Here is a 15,849-nt window from a genome sequence, read left to right as displayed (position 1 = left end):
CCTGGCCCCGAAGAAGCCCCGTGGGAACCCTTTTCCGGGCCCCCAGGGGGTGGGGCCGTTCCACGCTTCCAGAGGGGGTATAATCGGGCGGGAGGCGTTTATGCTGGTAACGGGTCTAGAGATCTTGCGCAAGGCGCGGGCGGAAGGCTACGGGGTCGGGGCCTTCAACACCAACAACATGGAGTTCACCCAGGCCATCCTCGAGGCCGCCGAGGAAATGAAAAGCCCCGTGATCCTCGCCCTCTCCGAGGGGGCGATGAAGTACGGGGGCCGGGCCCTCACCCGCATGGTGGTGGCCCTGGCCCAGGAGGCCCGGGTGCCCGTGGCCGTGCACCTGGACCACGGCTCCAGCTACGAGAGCGTCCTCAAGGCCCTCAGGGAGGGCTTCACCAGCGTCATGATTGACAAGTCCCACGAGGACTTTGAGACGAACGTCCGGGAGACCAAGCGGGTGGTGGAGGCGGCCCACGCCGTGGGGGTCACGGTGGAGGCGGAGCTCGGGCGGCTTGCGGGGATTGAGGAGCACGTGGCCGTGGACGAGAAGGACGCCCTCCTCACCAACCCCGAGGAGGCCCGGATCTTCATGGAGCGCACGGGGGCCGACTACTTGGCGGTGGCCATCGGCACGAGCCACGGGGCCTACAAGGGGAAGGGGAGGCCCTTCATTGACCACCCCCGGCTCGCCCGCATCGCCGAGCTCGTCCCTGCCCCCCTCGTCCTCCACGGGGCGAGCGCCGTGCCCCAAGAGCTCGTGGAGCGCTTCCGGGCCGCAGGGGGCGAGATCGGGGAGGCCTCGGGCATCCACCCCGAGGACATCAAGAAGGCCATCTCCTTGGGCATCGCCAAGATCAACACCGACACCGACCTGCGCCTCGCCTTCACCGCTCTTGTCCGGGAGACCCTGGGGAAAAACCCCAAGGAGTTTGACCCCAGGAAGTACCTGGGCCCCGCCCGGGAGGCGGTGAAGGAGGTGGTGAAAAGCCGCATGGAGCTTTTCGGCTCCGTGGGGCGGGCTTAGCTCCACGGGATCCGCACCCCGGGAAAGGCCAAAGGCTCCGCCTCCTCCCCGGGGAGGAGAATGCGGTGCTCCGTGTACACCCCGGCCTTGGGGGTGCGGTAGACGTGGAGGCGGTTTTCCTTGAGGTCCAGGACCCACACCTCGGGGATGCCCGCCTGGGCGTAAAGGGAAAGCTTAAGACCCTGGTCGTGCTCCAGGCTCGTTTCGGCCACCTCCACCAGGAGGAGCACGTCCTCGGGGGTGGGAAGCCCCTCCCCATAGCTTTTGGGCCGGAGAAGGGCCAGGTCGGGCTGGGGTTCGGAGTGGGGGGGGATGCGGATGGGGTTTTGCGGCCAGACCACGGCCCGATCCCCCAGGGCTTCCGTGAAGAGGCGGTTAAGCCGGGCCACGCTCCAGGCGTGCTTGGGACCGATGGGGCTCATCCGGTAGACCTCCCCTGCCAAAAGCTCCACGTCCCGTATCCCCCGGAAGAGCCTTTCGTACTCCTCCAGCCCGAACCGGTACCGGGTGGCCATGGCCTTAGCGTAGCATGGGCCCATGAACCCCGTGGCCTTCATCCGGGAGAAGCGGGAAGGGAAAAAGCACCGCCGGGAGGACCTCGAGGCCTTCCTCCTCGGCTACCTGCGGGACGAGGTTCCGGACTACCAGGTTTCCGCCTGGCTCATGGCGGCCTTTCTGCGGGGGCTGGACCCCGAGGAGACCCTCTGGCTCACCGAGACCATGGCCCGCTCGGGGAAGGTTCTGGACCTTTCCGGCCTTCCCCACCCCGTGGACAAGCACTCCTCGGGGGGCGTGGGGGACAAGGTGAGCCTGGTGGTGGGGCCGATCCTCGCCGCAAGCGGGTGCACCTTCGCCAAGATGTCGGGCCGGGGCCTGGCCCACACCGGGGGAACCATAGACAAGCTGGAGTCGGTGCCGGGCTGGCGAGGGGAGATGACGGAGGCGGAGTTTTTGGAGAGGGCGCGGAGGGTGGGCCTCGTCATCGCCGCCCAAAGCCCGGACCTCGCCCCCCTGGACGGGAAGCTCTACGCCCTCCGCGACGTGACCGCCACGGTGGAGAGCGTGCCCTTGATCGCGAGCTCCATCATGAGCAAGAAGCTCGCCGCCGGGGCGCGGAGCATTGTCTTGGACGTGAAGGTGGGCCGGGGGGCCTTCATGAAGACCCTGGAGGAGGCCCGGCTTTTGGCCAAGACCATGGTGGCCATCGGCCAGGGGGCGGGAAGGCGGGTGAGGGCCCTCCTCACCTCCATGGAGGCCCCCCTGGGGCGGGCGGTGGGGAACGCCATAGAGGTGCGGGAGGCCATAGAGGCCCTCAAAGGGGAGGGCCCCGGGGACCTTCTGGAGGTGGCCCTGGCCCTGGCGGAGGAGGCCTTAAGGCTTGAGGGGCTGGACCCCGCCCTCGCCCGGAAGGCCCTGGAGGGCGGGGCGGCCTTGGAGAAGTTCCGGGCCTTCCTCGAGGCCCAGGGGGGGGACCCCCGGGCGGTGGAGGACTTCTCCCTTTTGCCCCTCGCCGAGGAGCACCCCCTCCGTGCCGAGCGGGAGGGCGTGGTGCGGGAGGTGGACGCCTACAAGGTGGGCCTCGCCGTCCTCGCCCTGGGCGGGGGGCGGAAGCGGAAGGGGGAGCCCATTGACCACGGGGTGGGGGTCTACCTGCTCAAGAAGCCCGGGGACCGGGTGGAGCGGGGGGAGGCCTTGGCCTTGGTCTACCACCGGAGGCGGGGCCTGGAGGAGGCCCTTGGGCACCTGCGCGAGGCCTACGCCCTAGGGGAGGAGGCGCACCCCGCCCCCTTGGTCCTGGAGGCCATCTAGGTACCCCACCCGGTGGCGCAACCAGGGGGTGAACCCAGAAAGCGGGTCCCCGGGCCCAGACCGGGGCCGCCCCGCGCCGACCCCGGGCGCGGGCGCTTGGGCCCCCGGGGGGTGGTATACTTCCGGGGATGAAAAGGCGGCCTGTCCGGTACACCCTCCTCCTCGCCCGAAGCGGTGGGGGGAGCCGGGCCCTCACCTTTCCCGGCTGGGCCGTGGGCCTCTTCCTGGCCTTCCTCGCCCTCTGGACGGGGGTGAACCTCTACCTCTGGCACCGGGCCCGGGAGGTGCGGGCCCTCGAGGCCAGGCTCCACGCCCTCTCCCAAGAGGCGAGGCGGCTTTCCCTGGCCCTGGAGGCGGAGAAGGCCAAAAACGGGGCCCTCTCCCAGGAGGCGGAGCGCACCAAGAAGGAGCTTGAGGCCCTCAAGGAGGCCATCAACGAGCTTCGCCGCCGCGCCGGGCTTTCCCCCGTGAACGCCCTTCCCGTCCGCTACCAGGAGGGCGGGCAAGGGGGCGGGGCCATGGAGGGGTGGAGGGCGGTGCGGGTGGAGGTTTTGGACCTGAAGAACCAGCTCGCCGAGCTCACCCCCGCCCTGGAGCGGACCCTGGAGGTGGAGCAAAGCCTCCCCGCCGGCCTTCCCCTCCGGGGGCACGGGGAGGTCACCTCCTACTTCGGCCGCCGCAAAAACCCCTTCGGCCCCGGCGTGGAGTTCCACGACGGCCTGGACTTTTCCGCCCCCTACGGGGCCCCCGTCTACGCCACGGGGAGCGGGGTGGTGGTCCAGGCGGGGTGGATGGGGGTCTACGGCCTCGCCGTGGTGGTGGACCACGCCCGGGGCTACCGGACCCTCTACGGCCACCTCTCCCGCCTGGCCGTCCGCCCGGGCCAGCGGGTGGCCCGGGGCGGGCTTCTGGGCTACGTGGGCTCCACGGGCCGGTCCACAGGGCCCCACCTCCACTACGGCGTCTACCGCTACGGGACGCCGGTGGACCCCAGGGCCTACCTGGACCCCACCTGGTACACCCGGTAGAATGGGGCGGATGCTGGGAAGAAAGGAGCGCACCCTCACCTACCTCGGCCCCGACACCGAGGTCCTGGGCGACATGAGGGCCAAGGGCCAGGTGCGCATTGACGGCCTGGTGCGGGGCTCCGTCCTGGTGGAGGGGGAGCTGGAGGTCGGCCCCACGGGCCGGGTGGAAGGGGAGCGGGTGGAGGCCAGGTCCGTCCTCATCCACGGCGAGGTCAAGGCGGAGCTCACCGCCGAGAAGGTGGTTCTCTCCAAGACGGCCCGCTTCACCGGCCAGCTCAAGGCCCAGGCCCTCGAGGTGGAGGCGGGGGCGGTCTTCGTGGGCCAGAGCGTGGCCGGGGAGCACAAGGCCCTCGAGGCCCCCAAGGAGGCCTGATGGCCCTGGAAAGGCTCTTCCGCAGAAAGCGCCCGAGCGGGGGCAACCGGGACGTCCCCGAGCTTTGGACCAAGTGCGAGGCCTGCGGGGCCCAGATTTACAAGAAAGAGTTCCAGGAAAACCTCCACGTCTGCCCCAAGTGCGGCCACCACCACCGCCTCCCCGCCCGGGAGCGGGTGGCCATGCTGGCCGACCCGGGAACCTTCCAGGAGATCACGAGGCTTAGGCCCTTGGACCCCTTGGGCTTCGTGGACACCAAGCCCTACGTGGAGCGCCTCAAGGCCTACCAGGCGGAGACGGGTAGGCCCGACGCCATCCTGGGGGGCACCTGCCAGATCGGGGGGGTGCCCGCGGTCCTCCTCGTCATGGACTACGCCTTCGCCGGGGGCTCCATGGGGAGCGTGGTGGGGGAGGAGATCGCCCGCGGGGCGGAGAGGGCGGCGGAGGAGGGGAGGGCCCTCGTCATCGTGGCCGCCTCGGGGGGGGCGAGGATGCAGGAGGCCGCCCTCTCCCTGATGCAGATGGCCAAGACGGTGATGAGCCTGGACCGGGTCTGGGCCCGGCGCCTCCCCTACGTCTCCGTCCTCACCGACCCCACCACGGGAGGGGTGACGGCGAGCTTCGCCGCCTTAGCCGACGTGATCTTCGCCGAGCCCGGGGCCCTGATCGGCTTCGCCGGGCCCCGGGTCATCCGCCAGACCATCCGCCAGGAGCTTCCCGAGGGCTTCCAGCGCTCCGAGTTCCTTCTGAAGCACGGCATGGTGGACCGGGTCACGGACCGGCGCCGCCTGAAGGAGGAGCTCGTGCGGGTCCTCCGCCACCTGCACCCGGGAGTAGCCTATGCCCCTGGAGTTTGAAAAGCCCATTCTGGAGCTGGAACGGCGCATCGCCGAGCTCAAGGAGACGGCCAAGGCCACGGGGGTGGACCTGGAGGCCGAGATCCGCCTCCTGGAGGAGCGCCTGGCCCGGCTCAGGAAGGAGACCTACGAGAACCTCACCCCCTGGCAGCGGGTCCAGCTGGCCCGGGCCTCCGGGAGGCCCACCACCCTGGACGTCCTGGAGAAGGCCTTCCAGGACTTCATAGAGCTCCACGGGGACCGGGCCTTCGCCGACGACCCCGCCATCGTGGGGGGGCTCGCCTACCTGGAGGGGGAGAAGGTGGTGGTGGTGGGGCACCAGAAGGGCCGGGACACCAAGGAGAACCTCCAGCGCAACTTCGGCATGCCCCACCCCGAGGGGTACCGCAAGGCCATGCGCCTCATGGACCTGGCGGACCGTTTCGGCTACCCCTTTCTCACCTTCGTGGACACCCCCGGGGCCTACCCCGGGGTCTCCGCCGAAGAGCGGGGCCAGGCCTGGGTCATCGCCCAGAGCATTCAGCGGATGAGCCGCCTCCGGGTCCCCGCCGTGACGGTGATCCTGGGGGAGGGGGGAAGCGGGGGGGCCTTGGCCATCGCCGTGGCCAACCGGGTCCTCATCCTGGAGAACGCCTGGTACTCCGTGATCAGCCCGGAGTCCTGCGCCGCCATCCTCTGGCGGGACGCCAAGGAGGCCCCCAAGGCCGCCGAGGCCTTGAAGCTCACGGCGAAGGACCTCCTCCAGCTCAAGGTGGTGGACGCCATCGTCCCCGAACCCGAGGGCGGGGCCCATAAGGACCCCGACCGGGCCATCCGGAACATCAAGGAGGCCCTCCTAAAGGCCCTGGAGGAGCTCAAGGGCCTCTCCCCGGAGGCCCTCTACGAGGACCGCTACCGCCGCTTCCGCTCCCTGGGCGCCTTCGCCGAGCCTTAAGGGACGTTGGGCCAGGTCCCTCAGGGTTTTCACACGGAAGGCGTACCCTGGGGGTGGAGGTGAGGCCTATGCGGAAGCTGTTGCTGGCGGTCTTGGGGCTTGGGGCCGCGTTGGCCCAGGAGATCAACCCCCAGGGGATCATCGTCAACCCGGTGCCCACGGACCTCGAGGTCCAGGTCTGGGTGGACAAGGATCCGGCCAAGCGGGGGAACGCCGTCTACCGGATCGGCGAGTCCATTTACATCTACGTGCGCGTCAACCAGGACGCCTACGTCTACCTCTTCAACATCAACGCCGACGGCCGCATTGACCCCATCCTGCCCAACCCCTACGAGAGGGACAACTTCCTCCGGGCGGGGGAGACCCGGCGTTTTCCCCCGGAGGGGGCCCGCTACCGCTACACCATCACCGGCCCCGAGGGGGAGGACAGGATCCTGGCGGTGGCGAGCCGCCGCCCCCTCTCCGTGGCGGAGATCCTGGACGTGGAGCGGGGCGAGGTGCGGGTCCAGGGCTGGGAGGGCTTGGCCCGCGCCCTCTCCATCGTCATCAAGCCGGTTCCCGCCAAGGACTGGGTGACGGACGTGGCCCGCTACTACGTGGGGCGGGGGGAGGCCCCGCCGCCCGCGGAGGCCACCCTCGAGGTGGACTCCAGCCCCCGGGGGGCCGAGGTCTACGTGGACGGCGGGCGGGAGGGCAGGACCCCCTTGAGCCTCGCCGTGCGCCCCGGGCGGCACGAGGTGGAGCTCAGGCTTCCCGGGTACGCGCCCTACCGAGCCACGGTGAACGCCCGTCCCGGGGAGCGGGTCCGGGTCTTCGCCCGGCTCGTCCCCGAGCCCAAGAAGGAGGGGGTCTTGTCCGTCTCCTCCAGCCCTCAGGGCGCGGAGGTCTACGTGGACGGGGCGCTCCGGGGGAGGACCCCCCTCGCCCTCCGCCTCCCCGAGGGGCGGTACCAGGTGGAGCTTAGGCTTCCCGGGTACGCCCCCTACCGGGTGGAGGTCCGGGTCCGGGAAGGGGAGCGCGCCCAGGTCTTCGCCCGCCTCGTCCCCCTGCTCCGGGAGGGGACCCTGGTCCTCGAGGCCCGGCCCGAGGGGGCGGAGGTCTACGTGGACGGCCGCCTGGTGGGGCGGGCGCCCTTGAGCCTCTCTTTGGAGGCGGGCCTCCACGAGGTGCGGCTCCTGGCCCCGGGGTACGCGGAGTACCGTGCCCGGGTGGAGGTCCGCCCCGAGGAGACCCTGAGGCTTTCCGTGGAGCTCGTCCCCCTTAGGGCCACCCTCGAGGTCTACGTCAACGTGGAGGCCCGGGTCTTCCTGGACGGGGAGGAGGTGGGCCGCACCCGGGAGGGCTACCTCCGCCTCGAGGTCCCCTTCGGCGAGCACGAGCTCACCCTGGTGGCCCCGGGCTACCGCACCCTGGTCCAGACGCTCCAGGTGAGCGGGGACCGGGTCCTCCGCTTCCAGATGGTGCCCCTGGGGCGCTGAGGCGTTCCCCAGAAAGCGAAGGCGAAGAGGCCGCTTTCGGGTCTTCCCGGGCGGCCTTTTCGTATAGGGACAAATGTCCCGAGGCCCCTGGTGTAGTGTACCCCTGAGCAAGCCCTAGGAGCGGGTATCTGGTGGACCTCTTTGCCGGGGTGGCCTATGAGACGGAGAAACCGTTGGCTCAAGACCCTCTTCTGGGGGTCGGTGTTGGGGGTCTTCCTCGCCTTGGTCCTGGTCTTCTCCGGGGTGGCGGTGGGGGCTTTGGAGCAGCGGGAGGGGCGGCCCGTGCCCCAGCCCGTCCCCTTCAGCCACGCCTTCCACGCCGGGGGTCTCGGCCTTTCCTGCCGCTACTGTCATTCCGCCGTGGAGTACGCCCCCTACGCCGGGCTTCCCCCCACGGAGACCTGCATGACCTGCCACCTCTACGTGAAGCCGGATAGCCCCAACCTGGCCCTCGTGCGGGAGAGCTGGGAGAAAGGGGAGCCCCTCCGCTGGAACCGGGTGGTCAACCTCCCCGACTTCGTCTACTTCCACCACGCCCCTCACGTGGCCAAGGGGGTGGGGTGCGCCGAGTGCCACGGCCGGGTGGACCAGATGCCCGTGGTCTACCAGCCCAAGGCCTTCACCATGAAGTTCTGCCTGGACTGCCACCGGAACCCCGCACCGCGCCTGAGGCCCCGGGAGCAGGTCTTCAACATGGCCTACGTTCCGGACCCCGAGTTGGGACGGGAGCTCCTCAAGCTCTACCACGTCCGGCCCCCCGAGGAGCTCACGAGCTGCAACATCTGCCACCGCTAGGGAGGAGGTATGCGCAGAGGACCCCAGGAGGCGTTGGAGCGAGGGCTTTTCCGGGAGGAGTTTCCCTTCGGTCCCGTGACCCGGAGGGGGTTTCTGGCCCTGGGCCTTGTCTCCTTGGCGGCCTGCACCCCGGTGGTGCGGCGCAAGGGGGTGCCCTACGTGCGCCAGCCCGAGGGGGTGGTGGAGGGCGGGCGGAGGGAGTTCTTCACCGCCCTGCCCCACGCGGGCTTCGCCGAGCCCGTGCGGGTGCGCACCTACCAGGGAAGGCCCCTCTTCCTCGTCCCCCAAGGGGAGGCCATGGGGCCCTACCCCCTTGCGGGGCTTTACAGCCTCTACGACCCGGCCCGCAGGGGCAAAGCCCCGGACTGGGAGGGGTTTTACGCCGCCTGGCGGGAGGCTTTGGCGCAAGGCGAGACCCTTTTCGTCCTCCCCCGCACCACCTCGCCTAGGCTCGAGGCCCTCCTCCAGAGGGCCCAGGCCCGCTACCCCAACCTCCGGGTGGCCCGGTTTGAGGCCTGGAGCCTGGAGAACGTCTACCGGGGGGCGGAACTCGCCTTCGGGCAGAGGGCCTGGCCCGTCTACAGCCCTGAGAAGGCCGAGACCGTGCTCCTCCTGGACGTGGACCTCCACGAGCACCCGGCGGGCTACGGCTGGTGGGCCGCCCTAAGCCAGAGGCGCCTTCCCCCCATGAACCGCATCTACGCCGTGGAGAGCGGGGCGGGGCTGCTTGGCGCCATGGCCGACCACCGCCTGGCCCTGAAGCCCAGCGCCCTCGAGGCCTTCCTCCTGGACCTGGCGAAGGCCCTCGGGGTCCTCCCGGGAAGCCCCGCCTCGGACTACGGGGGCTTCCTCCCCGCCCTGGTGGAGGACCTTGAGCGGGGAGGGCTCCTCCTCCCCGGGGTCCACCTCACCCCCGCCGCCCAGGCCCTGGCCATGGCGGTGAACGCGAGGCTTAAGGCCCCCGTGGCCTACGTGCCGCCGCTGGAGGCCGAGCCCGCCACCCCCCGGGCCTTCCTCGAGGCGGAAGCGGCTTCCCGCCTCGTCTGGGCGGCGGAAGGCCCCCTGCCGGGCCTAGAGGGCAAGGCCTTCGCCGCGGTCCTCTCCCTCTACCCGAAGGAGGCGCCCCATAGCCTCCCCTTGGCCCACCCCCTGGAGGCGGCAAGCCCCGCCCGGGACGCCTGGGGCCGCCTCTGGCCCGCCCAAGCCCTCCTCAAGCCCCTCTACGGCGGGAAAAGCCTGGAGGAGGTGCTGGCGGGGCTTTTGGGGGAGGGGCTTCCCGGCCTCACCGACGAGGAGAGGCGGGCTCTGGCCGAGGGCCGGCCCCTGGAGGAGGCAAAGCCTTTGGCCCTGGAGCCCCTCCCCGGCCTGGAGGGCCGCCTTTCCCCCTTGCGGCGGGAGGCCCCCCTGGAGCTCACCCTCCGCCCGGACGCGCGCCTTTTTGACGGCCGCTACCGGGAAAACCCCTACCTCCAAGAGCTTCCCCGGCCCCTCTCCCTCTTGGTCTGGGACGGGGCCCTCCTCGCCGGGGAGAGGGAGGCGGAGGCCTGGGGGCTTCTTGAGGGGATCCGCGCCCGGGAGCGGCGCGCCGACCCCAGAAGGCCCCTCCTTCGGGTGCGGGCTTCCGGAAGGGAGGCCCTCCTCCCCCTCTGGCCCCTCCCCCTCCTCCCCGAGGGAAGCCTTGTGGCCCCCCTCTCCCACTTCTTCCACCCCGAAGGGACGGTCTTCCCCGCGGAGGTCCTGCCCACGGGCCGCGACTACCCTCTCGTCTCCACCCAGTACCACGGTTACTTGGGCGAGGTGGAGGCGGTGAAGGTCCTCACCGAGGAGGAGGCGCGCAAGGCCCAGCCCAAGGAGGAGAAGCGCGTCTCCTTCTACCCCCCCTGGCCCCAGGGGGAGCACGCCTGGGCCATGACCGTGGACCTCGCCCGCTGCGTGGGGTGCGGGCTTTGCGTCCTCGCCTGCCAGGTGGAGAACAACATCCCCGTGGTGGGGAAGGAGGAGGTAGGGAAGGGCCGGGAGATGCACTGGATCCGCCTGGACCGCTACTTCGCCGAGGAGGGCGTCTTCCACCAGCCCGTGATGTGCCAGCACTGCGAGAAGGCCCCCTGCGAGGCGGTCTGCCCCGTGGCCGCCACGGAGCACTCCCCCGAGGGGCTCAACCTCATGGTCTACAACCGCTGCGTGGGCACGAAGTACTGCTCCGCCAACTGCCCCTACAAGGCCCGGCGCTTCAACTTCTTCCCCTACGCCGAGGCCTTCATAGGCCAAGGGGACCCGAGGCGGGCCAAGGAAAGCCCCCTTGCCCTCCTCATGAACCCCGAGGTGACGGTGAGAAGCCGGGGCGTCATGGAGAAGTGCACCTACTGCGTCCAGCGCATAGAGCTCGCCCGGGCGGAGGCCGCGAGGGAGGGGCGGAGGATCCGCACCGGGGAGGTGGTCACCGCCTGCCAGGAGGTCTGCCCCGGGCGGGCCATCCACTTCGGGGACCTCCTGGACCCCGAGGACCCCATCCACGCCCACCGGGAGGAGGGCCGCCACTACGTCCTCTTGGAGGAGGTGAACACCTGGCCCCGGACCACCTACCTCGCCCACCTGAAGAACCCCAACCCCAGGCTTAGGAAGGAGGGAGGCCATGCCTGAACGGCACCCGGACCACGACCTCATCCAGGGGGAGTGGACGGAAAGGTCCCTGGTGGAGAAGCTCTTGGAGCCCGTGGAGAAGCCCCCGCCCAGGCCCTGGAAGGTGGTGGCGGCGGTGGGCTTCGTCCTGACTCTGGCCTGGCTCTACGCCATCTTCGTCACCTTCACCAAGGGCCTCGGCACCTGGGGGATCAACCAGCCCGTCGTCTGGGGGTTTGACATCGTCCACTTCGTCTGGTGGATCGGCATCGGCCACGCCGGGACCCTGATCAGCGCCATCCTCGTCCTCATGCGCCAGAACTGGCGGGACTCCTTAAACCGGATCACCGAGGCCATGACCCTCTTCGCCGTCCTCTGCGCCGCCACCTACCCCCTGATCCACATGGGGCGGCCGCAGAACTTCTACTGGATCCTGCCCTACCCCACCCACATGGCCCTCTGGCCCCAGTACAAAAGCCCCCTCTCCTGGGACGTCCTGGCCATCTTCACCTACCTCACCATCTCCACCCTCTTCCTCTACCTGGGCCTCATCCCCGACCTCGCCCTTCTTCGGGAGAGGAGCCAGGGCTGGCGGAAGAAGCTTTACGGGTGGCTTTCCTTAGGCTGGACGGGGAGCGCCCTCCACTGGCGGCGCTACCGGGCGGCCTACGTCCTCTTGGCGGGCCTCGCCACCCCCGTGGTCATCTCCGTCCACTCCGTGGTGAGCATGGACTTCGCCTACGGGGTGGTGCCGGGCTGGCACCTCACCCTCTTCCCGCCCTTCTTCGCCGCCGGGGCCATCTACTCCGGCTTCGCCATGGCCCTTACCCTCCTCATCCCCTTGAGGAGGTGGTACCGCCTCGAGGGGGTCATCACCGAGCGCCACCTGGACTGGATGGGCAAGGTGACCCTGGCCAGCGGCCTCGGGGTGGCCTACACCTACCTCTTGGAGATCTTCATCGCCTGGTACTCGGCGGAGCCCGCCGAGTGGGCCCAGCAGCTTTGGCGCATGACCGGGCCCTACGCCCCCTACTACTGGGCCATGATGCTCATCAACGTGGTCCTCCTCCAGACCCTCTGGTTCCCCAGGTTCCGCAGGAACGTGGCCTGGCTTTTCGTCTTCTCCATTTTGGCCAACGTGGGCATGTGGCTGGAGCGCTTCGTCATCGTGGTCATCAGCCTCTCCCACGACTTCCTCCCCGGAAACTTCCACCTCTACTCCCCCACCTGGGTGGACTGGACCCTCTTCCTGGGCACCCTGGGCTTCTTCCTCTTCGGCCTTGCGGTCCTCATCCGCCTCTTCCCCCCCATCGCCGTGGCGGAGATGCTGCACCTCTACCACAAGCTTAGGAAGCACTAGGGAGGCGCCATGCTGTACGGGTACATGGCCTACTTTGACGCGCAGGAGAAGCTTCTTGAGGCCTTAAAGGCCCTCAAGAAGGCGGGGTACCGCCACCTGGAGGCCATCACCCCGACCCCGTTGGAGGGCCTCGAGGCGGTGTACGGCCACGACGAGCGCATCCCCTGGATGGCCTTCTTCCTGGGGGTCTTGGGGGCGGGCCTCGGCCTCTTCCTCCAGGTCTACACCACCCTGGACTACCCCCACAACGCCGGGGGGAAGCCCCTTTTGGGCTGGCCCGCCTTCATCCCCGTCACCTTTGAGATCACCATCCTCACCATCACCGTGGGGATCTTCCTCTACCTCCTCTACCTGAACGGCCTCCCCCTGGCCGCCCACCCCGCCGTCCTCGCCCCCCGCTACCGGGAGGCCCTCGTGGACCGGCCCGCCCTCTTCGTCTACGCCACCGATCCCCGGTTTGACCCGGAGGCCACCCGGGACCTCCTCCGGGCCTTAGGGGCGGAGGTGGAGGAGGTGCGGCGTGCGTAGCCTTCTCTTGCTCGCCCTTCTCCTTTCCGGGTGCGGCTGGATGTGGGACCAGCCCAAGGTCAAGGCCTTCCGGGAAAGCCCCCTCCCCCTCGCCTTCCCCGAGGACCGGGTCGCCCTGGGGGAGAACCTGGACCAGGCGGTGCGGCTTGGGCTCAAGCCCGAGGGGGGCTTTGCGGAAAACCCCTACGCCTTCACCGAGGCGGACCTCCTCCGGGGAAAGGCGCTCTACCAGAGCTTCTGCGCCATCTGCCACGGGGTGAGGGGGGAAGGGGACGGGAGGGCCATCCCCTTGGGCGTGCCCAAGCCCCGCTCCTACCACGACCCCGCCGTGCGGGACCAGCCCGAGGGCTACTTCTACTTCGCCGCCACCAACGGCTTTGGCCGCATGCTTCCTTATAAGAGCCGGATCCCCGAGCGGGAGCGCTGGCTCATCGCCCACTACATCAAGCGGTGCCTCCTCTCGGAGGCCTGCCCTGAGGAGGTGGTGCATGCAGAGGTCCATTGAGGCAAGCCGCCTGGCCCCGGGGGTGCTGGGGCTTTTGCTCTACGCCTCGGCCTTCCTCTTCGGCGCGCCCGCCGCCTACTTCCCCTTCGCCTTCTTCCTCCTCCTCTCCTTGGGGGCCCTCCTCGTCCTCCTCCTGCACAACGCCTTGAGGAGCCACTGGGGCCTGCCTTTGGAGCCCTACCTCTATCCCCTGGCCCGCCTCCTTCCCCTGATGGGGCTTCTGGGCCTCCCCTTCTTCCTTTTCCTCCCGGAGCTTTTCCCCTGGGCGAGGCCCGAGGCCAGCCTGGACCCCGTCTTGCTCCACCGGGCCCCCTACCTGAACGCGCCTTTCCTGTTCCTCCGCTACGCCCTCTCTTTCGCCCTCTTCGCCTTCGTCCTCTCCCGGCTCCGCCCCGGGGAGTACCGGGCGGAGGTGGGGGCCTGGGGGCTGCCCTTGGTCTTCGTGGCGGGCACCTTCCTCTCCTTTGACCTCTTCAAGAGCCTCGAGGCCCACTTCTACTCCGCCTCCTACGGGGGCATCGTCCTCCTCTCCGCCGCCATCCTGGCCCTCGCCGTGGCCGTGGCCCTCGCGGCGAGGCAGGGCACGGCCGCCCTCCGCGGCCAGGCCCAGAACCACACCAACCTCCTCCTCGCCCTCTCCATCGTCTGGATCTACCTGGAGGCCACCGCCCTCATCATCGTCTGGGGGGCGGACTTCCCCCACGAGGTGGAGTTCTACCTGAAGCGCTTGCAAGGTTATTGGGACGAGGTGGCCGCCTTCTGGGTGGTGGGGGGCTTCTTCCTTCCCTTCCTCTACCTCCTCACCAACCTGCCCAAGCGGGAGGCCCGCTACCTCCTCCCCGCCGCCCTTTGGGTGGCCTTCTTCCGCCTGGTGCACCTCGCCTGGTACCTCCTCCCCGCCCTGGGGCGGGGGTTTGGGGTGGGGGAGGCCTTGGGGCTTTTGGGCCTCGGCCTCCTCTTCGCCGCCCGCCTGCGGGGGTAGGGGCATTTGCACCTACCCTCACAAGCCTCCCGGGTTCACCCTGGAAGTAGGGGTACGCGGTACGCGTATCCGGGAGGTGAAGGATGACGAGGGTTCTGGTTTTGGGCGGTGGCTCCGGCGGCCTGGTGGCGGCCAACAAGGTGAAGCGGCTTCTGGGGAAGGAGGTGGAGGTCACCCTGGTGGACCGGGATGCTCATGGAGCCCCAGTTTCTCCGCCTCGTCTCCCACGGGGCGAACGTCTTGGACCCCCTCTCCCGCATTGAACCCGCCGCGGTGGGCATGATGGCGGGGGCCCTGCAAAAGGGCCTCGCGGAGACCTTCACCCCGGAGGCGATGCAGGACCCGCCCCGGGTGGGCCTCGCCGGGTTCTTCAAGCAGCTTTCCGACCCCGAGGTCCAGAAGGCCCTGGGGGTGCTCTTCCTTTTCCTGAAGGCCTTGGGCAAGGCCTTCGGCCACATGAACGAGGAGCGGAAGACCCTCGAGGCCATGATGGCCAAGATGATGCCCAAGAAGTAGCCCTTCCTCGGGGCCCCCGCTCTGGCGAAAGCCAGAGCGGGGTACTCAGGCCAGGGTCACCCGGTCCCGCCCCGTCTCCTTGGCCCGGAGGAGGGCGTAGTCGGCCTTGAGGATCCACTCTTCTAGGGTCTCTCTCCCTCCCCTCCGGCACCTCCCCCCCGGCGATCCCGGCGGAGAGGGTGAGGGGGTAGGGGATGGGGGCCACCCGTTCGTTCCGGAAGCGTTCGCGGATCCGCTCCACCACCTCCTTGGCCGCCTCCCTCTCGGCGCCGAAGAGCACCAGGAGGAACTCCTCGCCCCCGTAGCGCACCGCCAGGTCCTCCTTGCGGACGCTTTCCTTGAGGATCCGCCCCAGGCGCCTGAGCACCTCGTCCCCCACGGGGTGGCCGTAGGTGTCGTTCACTGCCTTGAAGCGGTCTATGTCCAGCATGACCACGCTCACCGGGGCCAGGTAGCGCCGGGAGAGGGCGAGGAGCTTGGGAAGCTCCACCTCGAGGCCCCGGCGGTTGAAAAGCCCCGTGAGGGGGTCGGTGTAGGCCATGGCGCCCCACTCCGCCTGCCTCAGGACCTGGCGCAGGCGTTCCCCCAGGAGGGCGAGAAACCCCGGCGGAACGGGCTCCTCCGGCGGGGTCCTTAGGTGGAGGTAGGCGGCGTCCCCGTTCAGGGGGACGGGAAGGAGGTGGGGGGCGCGCTCCCCCACCAGGCTCCCCCGGGCCCTGAGCTCCAGGCCCACCGCCTGGGGGAGGAGCTCCTGGGCGGCCTCGAGGACCCCGAGGAGAACCCCCTCGGGGCTTAGGGTCTGGGTCACCCGGGGGGAAAGCCGGGCCAGGGCCTCCAGGAACCGGGTCCAGCGGCGGCCCCGTTCCTCGGTGCGGCGCCACTCCAGGTGGAGGGCGTAGAGGAGGCCCAAGGCCCCCGCAAGCCCCCCGTAGAGGGCGAGGAGGCGCAGGGCGAAGGGCACCGGGTCCTTGGCCAACACCGCGGGCAGGAGGAAAAGCCCCCCGAGGGGCAGGGCCAGCCAGGGGAGGACCACGCGTTTAGCTTAGC

Annotated in this window: 15 protein-coding genes and 1 pseudogene; 14 read left to right on the top strand and 2 right to left on the bottom strand. The window is 69.8% G+C overall.

What is annotated here, in order from left to right; genetic code table 11:
- Positions 1-100: 100 nt before the first annotated feature.
- Positions 101-1,018 carry a class II fructose-1,6-bisphosphate aldolase gene (gene fba, locus TTH_RS08990; RefSeq protein WP_008633565.1) on the top strand — a complete coding sequence of 306 codons (918 nt, stop codon included), beginning with the start codon at positions 101-103 and terminating at the stop codon, positions 1,016-1,018.
- Here fba and TTH_RS08985 read toward each other — a convergent pair.
- Positions 1,015-1,533, bottom strand: coding sequence for a Uma2 family endonuclease (locus TTH_RS08985; protein WP_164926072.1), 519 nt, complete (start codon positions 1,531-1,533; stop codon positions 1,015-1,017). The genes fba and TTH_RS08985 overlap by 4 nt on opposite strands.
- 22 nt (positions 1,534-1,555) lie before the next feature.
- On the opposite strand from TTH_RS08985, the gene TTH_RS08980 reads away from it, so the two are divergent.
- The 13 genes from TTH_RS08980 (at position 1,556) to TTH_RS08915 (ending at position 14,802) form a co-directional block, all read left to right on the top strand.
- A complete protein-coding gene (locus TTH_RS08980; protein WP_011228906.1) occupies positions 1,556-2,827 on the top strand; it encodes a thymidine phosphorylase in 1,272 nt (423 codons plus the stop codon).
- 128 nt (positions 2,828-2,955) lie between these two features.
- Positions 2,956-3,855, top strand: a complete 900-nt coding sequence (locus tag TTH_RS08975) for a M23 family metallopeptidase (RefSeq protein ID WP_011228905.1) — start codon at positions 2,956-2,958, stop codon at positions 3,853-3,855.
- Position 3,856: 1 nt separating this feature from the next.
- Positions 3,857-4,228, top strand: coding sequence for a bactofilin family protein (locus TTH_RS08970; protein ID WP_011173792.1), 372 nt, complete (start codon positions 3,857-3,859; stop codon positions 4,226-4,228).
- Positions 4,228-5,085 carry an acetyl-CoA carboxylase, carboxyltransferase subunit beta gene (accD, locus tag TTH_RS08965; RefSeq protein WP_011228904.1) on the top strand — a complete coding sequence of 286 codons (858 nt, stop codon included), beginning with the start codon at positions 4,228-4,230 and terminating at the stop codon, positions 5,083-5,085. The genes TTH_RS08970 and accD overlap by 1 nt, the downstream gene beginning before the upstream one ends.
- Positions 5,069-6,019, top strand: coding sequence for an acetyl-CoA carboxylase carboxyltransferase subunit alpha (locus TTH_RS08960; RefSeq protein ID WP_011228903.1), 951 nt, complete (start codon positions 5,069-5,071; stop codon positions 6,017-6,019). Before accD ends, TTH_RS08960 begins: the two co-directional genes overlap by 17 nt.
- A 68-nt stretch (positions 6,020-6,087) precedes the next feature.
- Positions 6,088-7,497, top strand: coding sequence for a PEGA domain-containing protein (locus TTH_RS08955; RefSeq protein ID WP_011228902.1), 1,410 nt, complete (start codon positions 6,088-6,090; stop codon positions 7,495-7,497).
- Positions 7,498-7,653: 156 nt separating this feature from the next.
- Complete coding sequence (locus TTH_RS08950; RefSeq protein ID WP_011228901.1) at positions 7,654-8,292, top strand: cytochrome c3 family protein; 639 nt, start codon at positions 7,654-7,656, stop codon at positions 8,290-8,292.
- Positions 8,293-8,301: 9 nt separating this feature from the next.
- The gene (locus TTH_RS08945; RefSeq protein ID WP_011228900.1) at positions 8,302-10,932 is read left to right on the top strand and encodes a 4Fe-4S dicluster domain-containing protein; all 2,631 of its coding nucleotides are present in this window, start codon (positions 8,302-8,304) and stop codon (positions 10,930-10,932) included.
- Positions 10,925-12,271, top strand: a complete 1,347-nt coding sequence (nrfD, locus tag TTH_RS08940) for an NrfD/PsrC family molybdoenzyme membrane anchor subunit (RefSeq protein ID WP_011228899.1) — start codon at positions 10,925-10,927, stop codon at positions 12,269-12,271. Before TTH_RS08945 ends, nrfD begins: the two co-directional genes overlap by 8 nt.
- A 9-nt stretch (positions 12,272-12,280) precedes the next feature.
- The gene (locus TTH_RS08935; RefSeq protein WP_008633542.1) at positions 12,281-12,799 is read left to right on the top strand and encodes a DUF3341 domain-containing protein; all 519 of its coding nucleotides are present in this window, start codon (positions 12,281-12,283) and stop codon (positions 12,797-12,799) included.
- Positions 12,792-13,304, top strand: a complete 513-nt coding sequence (locus TTH_RS08930) for a c-type cytochrome (RefSeq protein WP_024119207.1) — start codon at positions 12,792-12,794, stop codon at positions 13,302-13,304. Before TTH_RS08935 ends, TTH_RS08930 begins: the two co-directional genes overlap by 8 nt.
- Entirely contained in the window at positions 13,288-14,286 is a 999-nt protein-coding gene (locus TTH_RS08925; protein WP_011228897.1) for a hypothetical protein, read from the top strand. Before TTH_RS08930 ends, TTH_RS08925 begins: the two co-directional genes overlap by 17 nt.
- A 195-nt stretch (positions 14,287-14,481) precedes the next feature.
- Positions 14,482-14,802, top strand: a complete 321-nt coding sequence (locus TTH_RS08915; protein ID WP_231834461.1) for a DUF1641 domain-containing protein — start codon at positions 14,482-14,484, stop codon at positions 14,800-14,802.
- 45 nt (positions 14,803-14,847) lie between these two features.
- On the opposite strand, the pseudogene TTH_RS11800 reads toward TTH_RS08915, so the two are convergent.
- Positions 14,848-15,820, bottom strand: a pseudogene (locus TTH_RS11800) (GGDEF domain-containing protein); the annotation flags it as partial.
- Between the last annotated feature and the right edge of the window lie 29 nt (positions 15,821-15,849).

The organism is Thermus thermophilus HB8, from assembly GCF_000091545.1.
GTDB classification, from domain to species: domain Bacteria; phylum Deinococcota; class Deinococci; order Deinococcales; family Thermaceae; genus Thermus; species Thermus thermophilus.
Note: the sequence above shows the minus strand (reverse complement) of the source record. Positions and strands in the feature narration are given on the sequence as shown.

Bases quoted from the DNA above. Each gene is read 5' to 3' on its own strand.
- TTH_RS08935 (WP_008633542.1), top strand. From the start codon at position 12,281: ATGCTGTACGGGTACATGGCCTACTTTGACGCGCAGGAGAAGCTTCTT.
- TTH_RS08960 (WP_011228903.1), top strand. From the start codon at position 5,069: ATGCCCCTGGAGTTTGAAAAGCCCATTCTGGAGCTGGAACGGCGCATC.
- nrfD (WP_011228899.1), top strand. From the start codon at position 10,925: ATGCCTGAACGGCACCCGGACCACGACCTCATCCAGGGGGAGTGGACG.
- TTH_RS08980 (WP_011228906.1), top strand. From the start codon at position 1,556: ATGAACCCCGTGGCCTTCATCCGGGAGAAGCGGGAAGGGAAAAAGCAC.
- fba (WP_008633565.1), top strand. From the start codon at position 101: ATGCTGGTAACGGGTCTAGAGATCTTGCGCAAGGCGCGGGCGGAAGGC.
- TTH_RS08950 (WP_011228901.1), top strand. From the start codon at position 7,654: ATGAGACGGAGAAACCGTTGGCTCAAGACCCTCTTCTGGGGGTCGGTG.
- TTH_RS08955 (WP_011228902.1), top strand. From the start codon at position 6,088: ATGCGGAAGCTGTTGCTGGCGGTCTTGGGGCTTGGGGCCGCGTTGGCC.
- accD (WP_011228904.1), top strand. From the start codon at position 4,228: ATGGCCCTGGAAAGGCTCTTCCGCAGAAAGCGCCCGAGCGGGGGCAAC.
- TTH_RS08945 (WP_011228900.1), top strand. From the start codon at position 8,302: ATGCGCAGAGGACCCCAGGAGGCGTTGGAGCGAGGGCTTTTCCGGGAG.
- TTH_RS08915 (WP_231834461.1), top strand. From the start codon at position 14,482: ATGGAGCCCCAGTTTCTCCGCCTCGTCTCCCACGGGGCGAACGTCTTG.
- TTH_RS08975 (WP_011228905.1), top strand. From the start codon at position 2,956: ATGAAAAGGCGGCCTGTCCGGTACACCCTCCTCCTCGCCCGAAGCGGT.
- TTH_RS08970 (WP_011173792.1), top strand. From the start codon at position 3,857: ATGGGGCGGATGCTGGGAAGAAAGGAGCGCACCCTCACCTACCTCGGC.
- TTH_RS08985 (WP_164926072.1), bottom strand. From the start codon at position 1,533: ATGGCCACCCGGTACCGGTTCGGGCTGGAGGAGTACGAAAGGCTCTTC.
- TTH_RS08925 (WP_011228897.1), top strand. From the start codon at position 13,288: ATGCAGAGGTCCATTGAGGCAAGCCGCCTGGCCCCGGGGGTGCTGGGG.